General features: G+C 71.7%; 12 protein-coding genes. 7 read left to right on the forward strand and 5 right to left on the reverse strand.

The window, feature by feature from the left end:
- Window positions 1–5: 5 nt before the first annotated feature.
- Entirely contained in the window at window positions 6–458 is a 453-nt protein-coding gene (locus OG928_RS02615; RefSeq protein ID WP_406290736.1) for an NUDIX domain-containing protein, read from the forward strand.
- Between the two features lie 385 nt (window positions 459–843).
- On the opposite strand, the gene OG928_RS02620 is transcribed toward OG928_RS02615, so the two are convergent.
- On the reverse strand, window positions 844–2,100 hold the full coding sequence (locus OG928_RS02620) for a tannase/feruloyl esterase family alpha/beta hydrolase (protein ID WP_406278540.1): 1,257 nt from the start codon (window positions 2,098–2,100) through the stop codon (window positions 844–846).
- 521 nt (window positions 2,101–2,621) lie between these two features.
- Here OG928_RS02620 and OG928_RS02625 point away from each other — a divergent pair.
- From OG928_RS02625 to OG928_RS02635, 3 genes are all read left to right on the forward strand, one after another.
- Entirely contained in the window at window positions 2,622–3,914 is a 1,293-nt protein-coding gene (locus OG928_RS02625; protein WP_406278543.1) for a sensor histidine kinase, read from the forward strand.
- Window positions 3,915–3,958: 44 nt separating this feature from the next.
- The gene (locus tag OG928_RS02630; RefSeq protein WP_406278546.1) at window positions 3,959–4,720 is read left to right on the forward strand and encodes a response regulator; all 762 of its coding nucleotides are present in this window, start codon (window positions 3,959–3,961) and stop codon (window positions 4,718–4,720) included.
- An 84-nt stretch (window positions 4,721–4,804) separates the two neighbouring features.
- Complete coding sequence (locus OG928_RS02635; RefSeq protein ID WP_406278549.1) at window positions 4,805–5,449, forward strand: hypothetical protein; 645 nt, start codon at window positions 4,805–4,807, stop codon at window positions 5,447–5,449.
- A gap of 166 nt (window positions 5,450–5,615) precedes the next feature.
- Here the strand turns inward: OG928_RS02635 and OG928_RS02640 are convergent, their stop codons facing one another.
- From OG928_RS02640 to OG928_RS02655, 4 genes are all read right to left on the reverse strand, one after another.
- Window positions 5,616–6,821, reverse strand: coding sequence for a cation:proton antiporter (locus OG928_RS02640; RefSeq protein ID WP_406278552.1), 1,206 nt, complete (start codon window positions 6,819–6,821; stop codon window positions 5,616–5,618).
- A gap of 82 nt (window positions 6,822–6,903) precedes the next feature.
- Window positions 6,904–7,125: a hypothetical protein gene (locus OG928_RS02645; protein ID WP_406278554.1), complete on the reverse strand. Its 222-nt coding sequence runs from the start codon at window positions 7,123–7,125 to the stop codon at window positions 6,904–6,906.
- Window positions 7,126–7,900: 775 nt separating this feature from the next.
- The gene (locus OG928_RS02650) at window positions 7,901–9,115 is read right to left on the reverse strand and encodes an acyl-CoA dehydrogenase family protein (protein ID WP_406278557.1); all 1,215 of its coding nucleotides are present in this window, start codon (window positions 9,113–9,115) and stop codon (window positions 7,901–7,903) included.
- 206 nt (window positions 9,116–9,321) lie between these two features.
- Window positions 9,322–9,717, reverse strand: coding sequence for a VOC family protein (locus OG928_RS02655; protein ID WP_406278560.1), 396 nt, complete (start codon window positions 9,715–9,717; stop codon window positions 9,322–9,324).
- Between the two features lie 32 nt (window positions 9,718–9,749).
- On the opposite strand from OG928_RS02655, the gene OG928_RS02660 reads away from it, so the two are divergent.
- The 3 genes from OG928_RS02660 to OG928_RS02670 all read left to right on the forward strand — a co-directional run bounded on the left by OG928_RS02660 (window position 9,750) and on the right by OG928_RS02670 (window position 13,179).
- A complete protein-coding gene (locus tag OG928_RS02660) occupies window positions 9,750–10,796 on the forward strand; it encodes an ADP-ribosylglycohydrolase family protein (protein WP_406278563.1) in 1,047 nt (348 codons plus the stop codon).
- Between the two features lie 265 nt (window positions 10,797–11,061).
- Window positions 11,062–12,549: a phosphatase PAP2 family protein gene (locus OG928_RS02665; RefSeq protein WP_406278566.1), complete on the forward strand. Its 1,488-nt coding sequence runs from the start codon at window positions 11,062–11,064 to the stop codon at window positions 12,547–12,549.
- 195 nt (window positions 12,550–12,744) lie between these two features.
- Window positions 12,745–13,179: a hypothetical protein gene (locus OG928_RS02670; RefSeq protein WP_406278568.1), complete on the forward strand. Its 435-nt coding sequence runs from the start codon at window positions 12,745–12,747 to the stop codon at window positions 13,177–13,179.
- Window positions 13,180–13,641: the final 462 nt, after the last annotated feature.

Below are 13,641 nucleotides of genomic sequence, written 5' to 3' on the forward strand. Positions count from 1 at the left end.
GTCTGATGGTCATGCTCGCCGTCTCCGTCATCGTCCATGACCGGACGAACAAGCGAGTCGTGCTCCTGCGTCGGGGCGACGACAAGGCGTTCGCGCCTGGGATGTGGAGCCTGCCCAGCGGCAAGGGTGCGCCCGGTGAACCAATTACGCACACGGCCGTCCGCGAACTCCGCGAAGAGACGGGTCTGGAGGTCAAGCCACAGGCACTGCGTCTAACCCACGTAACGCACAGCGCGAACAGCCCGGAAGCCCCGGAGGGGTTCATCGTCCTGGTGTTCGCCGCGGAGGAGTGGGATGGCGAGCCGGTCAACGCCGAGCCCGGCAAGCACTCGGCCGTGGCTTGGGTCGACACAGACGGTCTGCCGACCAACTTCGTTCCGTCGACCCGGCACGCATTGGAGCGTTATCTCGCGGGCGAACGCCCCGAGGTGGCTGTCGACGGATGGAGCGACGTATAGAGCCGCTCAGGTCGGCTCCCGGTCGTTACGCACACCCCCCGCACATGCCTGGCGCAGGCCGGCGGAAGGCGCACGGGCGATGGTGCTGGTGATCGGGCTCACCCCCACCTGCCTGAGGACTTCACTTGCCGACCTGCGACTTCGCGGTGGCGATATCAATCCGTGACCGAATAGCGGTAGTCAGGCAAGGGCTTGCCTGACTGGGGTTTGCTCTCGTTGATCGCGCCCTCGTACAGCCCGAAGAGCCTAACCGTCCCTCGCCGCCTGGCCGGCGGCCCCAGCGCCGTGTTCCCACTGCCGGGCGGTGGCGACCCGGTGGCGGGCCGCCGGAACTTCCCGGCACGCAACTACGACCGGACGTCCCACCGCTGCTGTGGCTGGGGGGCTACAGCGCGCAGGTGTTGATTGTGTCGGTGTTGGGGGGTGGGGTTGGGATGGTTCGGCTTGTGGGGGGTGGGGTGCCTTTTGTGGTCCAGGATGTTAGGGCGTCGAAGGCTGATGTGAAGCAGGGGGACATCGGGCGGAGCAGGGCGGGTTGGGCCGCGTAGAGGCCGTCGGCGTGGGTGCCGCCGGTGATGCGGTAGTAGCGGTGCAGGTCGCCGCGCTGGGAGTCGTCGATCATCTTGGCGTAGACGTCGCCGCTCTTGGTGATCGGCAGGAGGGCGTCGAGGGTGCCCTGGAGGCTGATCAGAGGGCGCTTGATGCGTCCGGTCAGGGAGAGGCGTTCGACCGCCTTGTGGACGCGGGCCGGTCGGTCGGCGTAGACGTAGTCGGTGTCGCAGCCCGCGCCGGTGCCTTCCTTGCAGAACGGGGTGCCCGCCTCGCGGTCGCCGTCGTACGTCGGGTCGATCTCCTCGCGCATGATCCGCTGGAGTGGGTCCCACAGGTTGCGGTAGTGGAACTCCCACAGCGGTTCGGAGCCGACCGGGTAGCCGGCGGCGTACATGGCCTCGCGGGCGCCGGGTTCGCCGGCGAGGTAGCGCGGGTAGGCGCGCAGCGCGGCCGGGGCGGTGGTCAGGATGTTGGGCTCGTCGGGCGTGAACAGCACGCCGTGCAGCTCGATTCCGCCGGTGAAGAGGTTCGGGTTGTTCTCCAGTTGCCAGCGCACCAGGTAGCCGCCGGCCGACGCGCCCGCCATGTAGGTGGTCGCCGGCTTTCGGCCGTAGTGGCGTGCGGCGACCTGCTTTGCGGCCACGGTCAGTTGGGCGACGCGCTTGTGCCATTCGGCGACGGCGTCGCCGGGGCGGCGGCCGTCCTGGTAGATCTGCGTGCCGGTGTTGCCCTTGTCGGTCGCGGCGTAGGCGAAGCCGCGGGCCAGGGCTTGGTCGGCGATGAGGCGGTCGTTGGCGTACTGCTCCCGGACGCCGGGTGGCCCGGCGACGACGAGTCCGCCGTTCCACTTGTCGGGCAGTCGGATCACGAACTGACTGTCGTGGTTCCAACCGTGGTTGGTGTTGGTGGTGGAGGAGTCGGGGAAGTAGCCGTCGAGTTGGACGCCCTTGACCCCCGACGGGTTGATCGTGCCGGGGGCTTCGAGTCCGGCCCAGTCGGCCGGGTCGGTGTGTCGGGACGCGATGGTGCCGGCCGTGGTCAGGTCGGCCAGGCAGGCGCCGATCACGTGTTCGGCGCCGGGGACGCGCACCTTGCAAGGCGACGTGGCGGCGGTTGGGCGGCCTGACTCGGGCACTGCGTTCGCGATGGTCACACCGAGTGTCGCGGCCAGCAGGGTGGCTACTGCGGCGGCGAGTGGTCGGGCGGGTTTCACCAGGGACTACCTCTCGTTGGGGAGCGGGTTGGTTCCGGCGTTGGTTCCGGGATCGGGTCTGGCGTTGGTTCCGGGATCGGGTCTGGCGTTGGTTCCGGCGTTGGTTCTACGTCCGGGTTCGGGTGAAGCCGGAGCTGTCGGCGGCCGGCAATGCGAGGTTAGGAAGGCCCGTTGGGCGGCCCACAGATGCCGAGTGGCCACATCGCCGGGGCTGGGCATGCGCGGCCGGCGGGTGGGCCGGCCGAACGGCACATGACCTTTGGCCAACGTTCGTCACGAGCTGCCGTCGAGGGGGCGGTCGTCGATGTGCGCGCGGGTATCGTTCGGCGCACACCGGCTCGAATCGGGACGGGTGAGTCGCAGCGAGTCGGGGCGGGACAGGCACAAAGGGGAATCGGATGACCACGTCGTCGCCGTCGGATTCGGCCGTGGGGTTGTCGCGCCCCATGCCGTGGGTGCCGCCCATGGTCTACGTCGCCGTGCTGGTCGGCGGACTCTATGGCGGCGTCGTGGCGGACGGGCCGGTCGGCCTGCCGCGGCTCGGCGGGTTCGCCACGTGCCTGCTGCTGCTCTTGGTGCTCGACCACCTCGAACGCCGCCGGCACCCGGTTCGGACCCCGTCCCGCGCGGCGGTGGTACTGCTCGTCGCGCGCCTCGCGTTGTTCGCCGCGGCGGCCGGGTCGGACCGGTCCGGGGTGTCACGGGTGCTGTTCGTGCTGGTGCCGTTCACCGCGTTCTTCGCGTTCGGCCGCCGGGTCAGCGTCGCGCTGAGCATCGCGTGCGTCGGGCTGATGCTGGTCGGGAACGTCCTGACGGTGCCCGAGTGGTACCTCCGGACCGACATCGTCACCGACCTGCTGATGTCCGGCCTCGGCCTGGTACTCGCGGTCGCGATGGCCGCCATCGCGGTGGGTGAACAGGCGGGACGCGTACGGCTCGAACACACGCTGGACGAACTCCGGTGCTCGCACGATCAGTTGGCGGACTACGCCGCCCGGGTCGAGCGCCTGTCCGCCGCGCAGGAGCGCAACCGGCTCGCCCGCGAGTTCCATGACGGGCTCGGCCATCACCTCACGGCCATCGCCATCCAGTTGGAGAAGGCTTCGGCCTTCCAGGACCTGGACGCGGGCGTCGCGCAACGGGCGATCGCCGATGCCCGGTGGTCGGCGGGCAGGGCGCTCGACGAAGTCCGGGTCGCCGTACGAGCGTTGCGTGACGAGGCCGAACCGTTCTCGCTGTCCGCCGCGCTCGCGGATCTGGTCCGCCACATCGACGGCGGGCCGTCCCGGGTGACCCTGGAGGTCTCCGGCGAGGAGTTGGGCTACCACGTCGAATCCCTCACCGCGCTGTATCGGGCGGCGCAGGAAGGCCTCACCAACGCGCATCGGCACGCCGGCGCCACACACGTCGCGGTGTCGGCCCGGTACGGCGACCGCGAGGCGCGGCTCGTGGTCGCCGACGACGGACGCGGCTTCCAGGCCGGCGCGGGCATCGAGGAGGGTGGAGGTGGGCGCGCTGAGGCGACCGCGGACGACGCCGGCGGTCGGGGCGGCTTCGGGCTTCGGGCGATGCGCGAACGCCTCGACCTGCTCGGCGGTCGGGTCGACGTCGCGGCGGCACCGGGACGGGGCACGGTGGTCACCGTGACGGTGCCGCGCGTTCCCGTACGCACGGCGGCGGTCGCCCGATGACCGAGAGCACGAGCACGAAGACGAAGACGAAGACGAACGCAAACGTGAACACGAACACGAACGCGGACGCGGACGCGGCAGCGGACGACTCCGTGCGAGTGCTGGTGGTCGACGATCAGGAGTTGGTACGGGAGGGAATCGCCTCCCTGCTCGGCATCCAGCCCGGCATCACCGTGATCGGCGCGGTCTCGGACGGCAAGCAGGCCGTGGAGGCCGCCGTCGCCCAGCACCCCGATGTGATCCTCATGGACGTCCGGATGCCGGTCATGGACGGCGTCACCGCCGTCGAGGTGCTGAGCAGACGCGCGCCCCTGTGCCGGGTGGTCATGCTGACGACGTTCGACGACGACGAGTACGTGGCCGACGCGTTGCGGGCCGGCGCGGTCGGCTACCTCCTCAAGAACCTGCCCTCGGCCCAACTGGCCGCCTCCGTACGCCTGGCCCATGCCGGCGTCGCCCAACTCGATGCCTCGGTCACCCGCCGCCTGGCCGCCAACCTGGCGGCCGGACCGGGACCGGACGCGCCGCGCCCGGACGTACCGCCCGCCACACCGCAACCACCGCCCCCGCCCACAGATCCGGGGCGGGGGCCGGGGCCGGGCCCGGGGCTCGCCGTCCTCACCGAGCGCGAAACGGAAGTCCTCCGCCTGATCGCCACCGGATCGACCAACCGCGAGATCGCCTCCCGCCTCTTCCTCAGCGAAGGCACGGTCAAGAACCACATCTCCCGCATCCTCGCCCGACTCGGTCTCCGCGACCGCACTCACGCCGCGATCTACGCCCACGACCACGGCCTTCTCCCGTGACCGGCGTCGGGCGGGCCGGTGTCGGCGGTGGGTCCGGCGGTGGCGGAACTTGGTTCGGCCGAACACGTAGGCGACACTGAGGTGATGTTGCCCGTACCGGAAGTCGTGCCGAAGTACCCGGAATACGCGGCCGAGATCGACCACGCCTGGCTGGTGCGTTCACGGGCCAAAATCCTGCGCGCCCATCGCGTCGGCGCCTGGGGAACGGTGTCCGGCGGGGTGCTCATCGTCGTGATGTGCTTCGGGGCCATTTTCGGCCTCGGGCTCCCGTTTGCGGCCACGTTTCCGTTGCTGCTGTCCTCGGTCTCCGGGCTGTTCCTGATCGTTGCCGGCCGACGCCAGTTCCTCGACGTGCGGCGTCGACGCGCGGCGTGGGACGCGAACGCGCTTCCTCAGGTGGCGATCCGCATGTCGGCCGAGGGTGTGTGGTGCGCGACCAACTCGCTTCTCGGGCCGTTCCTGGTGCCATGGTCGGCGCTCGCGGGGGTTCGCCTGTTGCGTCGATTCGGTCGGACGGGGCTCGTACTGGATCTCGCCGCCGGGGTCACCGCGACCTCGCCGGGAGTCGTCGTGGATCTTCCCGCCGACGCACACGAGCGCCGCGCCAAGGCCAGGATGTTCCGCGCCAAGGGCATGCTGGGGATTCCGGAGGAGGCGCTCCGCTCGCCGATCTCGGACATCGACCAGGCGTTCGCTCGGTTCACCGAGGGCCGAGTGCGAATCCGCTGACCCGCCGCCGGTCCCCACCCGCCCGACCGTCGAGGGTCCGGATGGTGGGGGGCCGACGTTCGCGGCGTGCATCAAGTCGAGTCGCGTCGGGCCGACTCGACTCGAGCTACAAACCGAGCTACAAACCGAGCCACAGATCGCGCTACAAACCGAGCCACAGAACGAGCTACAGAGCAGTCAAGTCGTCGTCGTCCTCCTCCACCGGAGCCGGCACCGCCTTGGGTCCGAACATGCGCCGCATGACCGGTTCGGCGTAGCGGGCCGTGAAGGGGCCGGCGATGACGAGGATCAGGACGTAGGCCGTGGCGAAGGGGCCCATGCGCGGTTCGACGCCGGAGGTGGCGGCGAGGCCGGCGATGACGATGGAGAACTCGCCGCGCGCCACGAGGGCGCCGCCGGCCCGGTAGCGGCCGGGTTTGGCGATACCGGCTCGGGCGGCGGCCCAGTAACCGGTGGCGACCTTGGTGAGGGCGGTGACGACGGCCAACGCGGCGGCGGGCAGCAGGACGTGCGGAAGGTCGGCCGGGTCGGTGGAGAGGCCGAAGAAGACGAAGAAGACGGCGGCGAACAGGTCGCGCAGTGGGGCCAGGAGGGTCTGGGCGTGTTCGGCGACGTCGCCGGAGATGGCGATGCCGACGAGGAAGGCGCCGACCGCCGCCGAGACTTGGAGTTTGTCGGCGATGCCGGCGACGAGGAGGGTCAGGCCCAGCACGCCCAGGAGCAGCAGTTCGGGTTGGTCGCTGGAGAGGGCCTTGGAGATCCGGCCGCCGTGCCGGAGGGCGAGAAACAGGACGATGCTGATCGTGCCCAGGGCGATGGCGACGGTGACGGAGCCGCCGAGCAGACCGACGCCGGCGAGGAGCGCGGTGAGGATGGGCAGGTAGAGAGCCATCGCGAGGTCTTCGATGACCAGGATGGACAGCACGACGGGGGTTTCGCGGTTGCCCAGGTGTCCGAGGTCGCCGAGGACTTTGGCGATCACGCCGGAGGAGGAGACCCAGGTGACGCCCGCCAGCGCGAGGGCGGCGATGGGTCCCCAACCCAGGAGGAGGCCGGCCAGGAAGCCGGGGACGGCGTTGAGCAGCGCGTCGATGCCGCCGGCCGGCGCGGCGGCGCGCAGGTTGGTGACGAGTTCGCCGGCGGTGTACTCCAGGCCCAGGAGCAGCAGGAGCAGGACGACGCCTATCTCGGCGCCGATCTCGATGAAGTCGTCGCTTTGGGAGAGATCGAGGAGGCCGCCGTGTCCGAACGCGAGGCCGCCGAGAAGGTAGAAGGGGATGGGTGACATCCCCATCCGACCGGCGACGCGTCCCAGGATGGACAGCGTCAGGATGATCCCGCCGAGTTCGATGAGCAGAGTTGCTGGGTGCATGGGTGGTATGTGCTCGTGGTGTTCGCAGGGGCAGGGGTTCTGCGGCTCGAACGCGGGTGAGGGTGGTCCGCGGGCGGTGGGGTCAGTCCTCGGCGAGGAGCTCGGCCAGAGCGACGGCCTCGGCGCGGGTGAGGCGAACGCCGGGGCCACAGGCGTCGGGGTCGTCGACGTTGTAGAAGGCGATCCGGCGTACGCCGTCGCGGCCGGCGACCACGGAGATGGCCCGGCCGGCCGCCGTGGAGAGGGTGTACTGGGTGCCGATGCCCGGGAGGGCGGTTTCGCTGATGGGGACCTGGCCGGCCATGGGGGTTCTCCTGTTCGAATGAGGAGTTTCAGGTTAGGTGCAACAGAGGGATGGGTGGGGTTCTTCCTGGAGTGTTGGTGGGCGTTTGGGCGGTATTTGAGGTCTGTTTGATCGGTCGGCCGGGGGCGTTGTTCGACCGGTCGACTCGGGACGTCGTGACGCGGACTCGTCGGGGTGACCCGGGGCTCGCGGCGTCCGCGTCACGACGTCCCGAGTCGACCGGGGCGGACGGATTCGCGGTGGCGCAGTGAGGTGGCGCGCGCGGGGGTATTCGCCAGGTGACGCCGTCGTCGCGGCGTGTCCGGATTCGTCCGGATGTGTTTCGTCTCGTGGAGGTTGTCGTGACTGATCCGTGGCCGGACCCCCTGCCGCCGGTGCCGCCGATGCCGGCTCCTCGGCCGCTACCGGAGCCGGGTCCCGAGCCGCTGCCCCCGGACCCGGGCTCTCCCCCGGTGCCGGACGAGCCGGATCCGGTGCCCCAGCCGGGGCCGCTGGACTGAGCGAAGGGGCGACGCGGGCGCGGTGTGGCGCGGCACGGCACGGCCCGCCGCGCCAAGGCGTGACATGGCGCGGCCCGGGCGGCGCGCGGCGGCCGTACGGGCTCACCCGCTCGGCCCAGGCGCGACGACGCCCGGCCGCGTCGGGGGACCGGGCGTCACGGTGTCGGGTCGCGGGGCCCGACACTCTCGGGGTCAGCGAATCGGCGTCAGCGAATCCGGGTCAGCGAATCGGGGCCGCGAATCCGGGTCGGCGAATCCGGGTCTGCGAATCGGCGTCAGCGAATCGGGACGTCCGACAACGTGCGGGCGATGACCAGGCGTTGGATCTCGCTGGTGCCCTCGAAGATCGTGTAGATGGCACTGTCGCGGTGCATGCGCTCGACCGGGTACTCGCGGGTGTAGCCGTTGCCACCGAGGATCTGCATCGCGGCGGAGGTCACCCACTTGGCGGTCTCGCCCGCGTACAGCTTGGACATCGAGCCCTCGGCGGCGGTGAAGGGCTGCCCGGTGGCGGCCATCCAGGAAGCGCGCCAGGTGAGCAGGCGGGCGGCGTCGATGCGGGTGCGCATGTCGGCGATGGTGAAGGCGACGCCCTGGTTGTCGATGATGGGGCGGCCGAACTGTTCGCGGGTCTGCGCGTAGTCCAGGGCGACCTCGTAGGCGCCGCGCGCGATGCCGACGGCCTGGGCGGCGACCGCGGGGCGGGAGGACTCGAAGGTGGCCATCGCGGCGTTGGAGCGCGCCGACGTGCCGGACTTGGCGCGGGCGATCCGCTCGTCGAGCCTGTCCTTGCCGCCGAGCAGGCAGTTGCCCGGGATGCGGACGTTGTCCAGGACGACCTCGGCGGTGTGCGAGGCGCGGATGCCGTGCTTCTTGAACTTCTGCCCCTGGGACAGGCCGGGGGTGTTCGGCGGGATGACGAAGCTGGCCTGGCCGCGTGAGCCGAGCGAGGGGTCGGTGGTGGCGACGACGACGTGCACGTGGGCGATGCCGCCGTTGGTGGCCCAGGTCTTGACGCCGTTGAGGATCCAGTCGCCGGTGGCCTCGTCGTAGGTGGCGCGGGTGCGCATGGAGGAGACGTCGGAGCCGGCGTTGGGCTCGGAGGAGCAGAACGCGGCGACGCGGACGTCGTCGGGGCCGCCGAACAGTTCGGGGGCCCAGGTCAGGATCTGCTCCTGGGTGCCGTTGGCGACCAGGCCGGCGGCGGCCAGCGCGGTGCCGGTCAGGGCGAGGCCCAACCCGGCGTCGCCCCAGAAGAGTTCCTCCATGATGAGCGGCATGCTCAGGCCGGTGGGATCGAAGGCCTGGGTGGTGAAGAAGTCGAGGGAGTACAGGCCGATCTTGGCGGCCTCCTGGATGATCGGCCAGGGGGTCTCCTCGCGTTCGTCCCATTCGGCGGCGGCGGGGCGCATCGTCTCGGCGGCGAAGGTGTGCACCCAGTCGCGGATGGTGGTCTGGTCCTCGTTCAGGGCGAGGCTGAAAGCGGTCATGGGTGGGTGGCCCCCGGGCGTCGTCGAAGATGGTCACCAATTGTCACCGGTGTTGTTACCGGCTGGTAGCTGGAGTGTGTCGCCGCCGGATCGAGGGCGTCAAGGGCCAAGGGGGCAGGCGGCGTACGGCTGTTGCCGCCTGCCCGGGTCCCGGGACGGTGCCGCCGGCGCCCGGGTCCCTACCGTCGCCTCCCGCGGCGGCGTCGTCAGGTCTCCGGGCGGTACCGGATGGGGTGGTCGTCGGGGACCTGGACGACACAGATCCGCACCCCGTCGGGGTCGGCGATCCACATCTCGTCCAGGCCCCACGCCTCGCGGCGCGGTTCGCGCAGGACGGTGGCGCCCTTGCCGAGGAGTTCCTTGTGGGTGGCGACCAGATCGCGTACCTGGAGCCACAGTCGCAGGTCCGCGGACGCGGGCCCCGGCCCCGACGCGGTGCCCGAGACCTCCAGGAAGCCGCCCCCGAGGAAGAAGACGGTCCCGCGTTGGCTGCCGGTGCCGAACTCGCGGGCGATCGCGAGCCCGAGCACGTCGCGGTAGAAGGTCAGCGAGCGGTCGGGGTCGATGGGGCGCAGGAGGATGCGTCCGGAAAGTACGTCCATGCCATCAAGCTTCGCCCCGAGGCCGGCAGGCTATGCGTTCGACGAAGGGTGGTGGCGACGTGGTGGGGAACGCGGAGCGGGTGCGCGGCAGCATGTTCGGGTTGGCGTACGGGGACGCGCTCGGGGCGCCGACGGAGTTCCTGTCGTACGCGCAGATCGTGCGGCGGTACGACCTGCCGGGGCCGATGGACCTGGAAGGCACGCCGGCGCTGGTCACCGACGACACCCAGATGGGCCTGGCGGTGGCGCACGCCCTGGTGAACGCGCGGGCGGGCGGGACGCACCTGCCGGTGGACCGGTTCGAGCGATTGGTGGTCCAGCGGTTCCTGGCCTGGTGGGACTCCCCCGACAACACGCGCGCGCCCGGGCATACGTGTATGTCGGCGTGCGCGGAGCTGGCGGCGGGGCATGCCTGGATCGACGCGACGCGGCGCGGGTCCAAGGGGTGCGGGGCGAACATGCGGGTCACCCCGTTGGGGCTGGCGGACGGGCTCGACGAGGCGACGCGGTGCGGGGCGGCGCAGTTGCAGGCGGCGGTCACGCACGGGCATCCCACGGCGCTGGCGGCCTCGGATCTGACGGCGACGGCGGTACACGCGCTGCGGGCGGGGGTCGCGATCGCGGAGCTGCCCGCGTACCTGCGCGCTCACGCGCAGGCGCAGCGCACCGTGTATCGGGGCGATTGGCTGGGCGACGACCTGTGGCGGGGGCCGTTCGCGGACTCCCCCGAGGGGTTCATCGCGCGCGGCTGGGACGAGTGCCTGGGCGTGCTGGAGCGATTGGACCGCGCGGTGCTGGAGGGCGATCGACGCTCGGATCCGTGCCAGGTCACGGGTGCGGGGTGGATCGCGGAGGAGTCGTTGGCGACCGCGGTGTTGTGCGTGGTGCTGTACGCGGACGACCCGCGGTCGGCGCTCGCGCGGGCGGCGGCCACGTCCGGGGACTCGGACTCGATCGCCGCGTTGGCGGGGGCGATGATCGGCGCCGCGCACGGGATGGACGGCTGGCCGGCGGAGTGGCTCGATCGGATCGAGTACCGAACGGACTTGGACGCGCTGTCGGCGGCGCTTTCGGGGTGACCTGGCGGGCAGGGACGGGGCCGGACCGGGCCGGAGTCGCGTGTCGTCCTCGGTGGCGCGGTCGCCTGGTCGACCGGGCTCGGCGAGCTCGGTGATGCCATGTCGGGGAGATCGGCGAGCTCGGGGAGATCGACGAGCTCTCTGATATCGACGAGCTCGCCGATCTCGGCGATATCGGCGGTTTGACCCGGGTCGTGGCGTGTGGGGGCGGCTGCGGGACGGGCGCATTTGCGGGTTGGAAGCGGTTGCGGGTAGGGATGGCGCCATGGGAAAGATCCATGCCGCCGACCGGGCGGCCTTCGCGTGGGTGGCCTCGCATCATGTGCCGTGGGCGAACAAGGCGTTGCCCGCCTTGTCGCGCGCTGCCAACCATTCGCGACTGTGGGCGGTGACCGGTGCGGGCATGGCGCTCTCCGGTGGGCGCAGCGGGCGTAGAGCGGCGTTGCGGGGCCTGGGATCGGTGGCGCTCGCGTCGACCGTGACCAATGTGGTCCTCAAGAGCTGGGTACGGCGGCCCCGGCCGGTGATAGACGCGGTGCCGCTGGCCCGCCGGTTGCACCGGCAGCCGTGGACGACGTCGTTCCCCTCGGGGCACGCCGCGTCCGCCGCGGCGTTCGCGACCGGGGTCGCGCTGGAGTCGCGCCCGTTGGGGATAGCGGCGGGCGCGCTGGCCGGATCGGTGGCGTTCTCGCGGGTGTACACCGGCGTGCACTACCCCGGCGACGTCCTGGCGGGCGCGGCGATGGGCGCGGGCCTGGCGGCGGTGACGCTGCGGTGGTGGCCGACCCGGCCGGCGGAGGCGGCGTCCGCTCCGCAGCCGCGTAGCGCGGTGCCCTCGCTGGGTGAGGGCGAGGGCCTGATCGTCGTCGTCAACCGCTCCGCGGGTCCCGAGGGCGACACCGCGCAGCGGCTGCGCGAGTTGCTGCCCGGGGCCAAGGTCGTCGAACGCGGGGCGGACGGCGACCTGGTCGCGCTGCTGTGCGAAGCGGCGGACGAGGCGCTGGTGTTGGGGGTGGCGGGTGGTGACGGGAGCGTGAACTGCGCGGCGCGCATCGCGTTGGAGCGCGGGATGCCGTTGGCGGTGTTCCCGGCCGGGACCCTCAACCACTTCGCCGGCGATCTGGGTCTGACCCGGCTGGACGACACGGTGCGGGCGCTGTCGGCGGGTGAGGCGGTCCTGGTGGACGTCGCCGAGCTGCAGCGCGACCACTCGCACCCGTTCCACGACGATGGGCAGGTCCTGGGCCCGGAGCTGTTCCTGAACACCTTCTCGCTGGGCGTGTACCCCGATCTGGTGCGCTTCCGCGAGGAGTTGGAGGGCCGGATCGGGAAGTGGCCGGCCATGGCCGTGGGCCTGGTCCGGGTGCTGCGCGACGCGCGCCCGGTGAAGATGCGGGTCAACGGGCGGCCGCGGTCGCTGTGGCTGTTCTTCCTGGGCAACGGCGAGTACGCCCCGCAGGGGTTCGCCCCGACCTACCGGCCGGACCTCACCGACGGCCTCCTGGACGTGCGCATCGTCGACGCCTCGCGCCCGTTGGCCCGTACCCGCCTGGTGGCGGCGGTGCTGTCGGGGACGCTGGGGACGTCGCGCGTGTACGAGGCCTCCACGACGCGGACGGTGCGCCTGTCCGAGATCCAGGAGGGCGCGGAACTGGCCGTGGACGGCGAGGTACGCCCGGGGGCATCGCAGCTGCGCATCGCGAAGGGACGGCGGCTGGTGGTGTACCGGCCGGAGGGGGCGCAGCGGGACTGACGTGGTGCGGGTGGGGGCGCCCGCGTCGCGTACATCGGCTCGCCGCCGAGTCCGGTCCGGTCCGGTCCGACGGAGCCCGGTCGGGCGGGCCGGGAAACCGCCACCCCGGTATTGCGCGTCATGGGGGTGCGCAGGGCGCTGTACGGGGCACCGCTACGGTGTGGGCCGCCGGTCGATGGGCCGGGGGTTGCGGGTATGGGTCGAACGGGGGATGTGGTGGCGGTTTCGGGGTCGATATCCGGGTCGGCCGAGCGAGTGGCCGCGGTGTTGGCGGCCGGCCGGCTGGCCGCGGGCGTGGTGTCGTTGGTGGCGCCGCGTGGCGGGGTGTGGCTGCGGCCCGCCGCGGTACGCGAACAGTCGATCCTCGGACGCGGACTCGGCGCGCGCGACGTGCTGTTGGGGGCGGGCGTGCTGCGCGCGCTGGCCTCCGGGCGCGGTGGCGCCGAATGGGGCTGGCTGGTCGTCGCCTCGGACGTGGCCGACGGCGCGGGCGGCGCGATCGAGTGGCGCCACCTCACCGCGGCGGACCGCGCATGGGTCGCGGCGGCCTTCGCCTTGGCCGCGTGTGAGGCGGCGGTCGCACTGTCCCTGGCGGGCGTGGACGTGGAGGAGGCGTGGGACGCGCTGTAGCCATGCTCGGTGCGCATCCACCGGGCACGGCCCACGGCTTGGGTCGCGCGACGTGGCTGCGGTTGCGTCTCGGTCGGGAAGTTGCACCCACCCGCTCCGCCCGTTGCCTATGCGTTTCAGGCTGCGGTTCTACAGGCGAGGGGTGGGCCCGATCGGGCCTGGCTGCCCGGTGCGTGGGGTGCGGGTCGCTGCGGTTGCATCTTGGTCGGGTTGGGATGTTGCGCCCACCCGCTCCGCCCGTTGCGTTGTGCGTCTCGGGCTGCGGTTTTAGGGGCGACCGGTGGGCCCGGTCGGGCCTCGTGGCCGCCGGTGTGGCTGGGTGAGGTCGGGTCGGTGGGTTGGCTGCGGTTCTACCGCGTGGGCCGACCCTGGGTCGCCGGTTGTGGCTGCGGCCCTGGCGCGTCAGCGCCCACCGACCGGGTCAAGCTCGTGATCGACGAGCGCAGCGAGGAGAGCGGCCGG

The sequence above is a fragment of the Embleya sp. NBC_00896 genome, from assembly GCF_045207785.1.
In the GTDB taxonomy this organism is placed as follows: Bacteria; Actinomycetota; Actinomycetes; order Streptomycetales; family Streptomycetaceae; genus Embleya.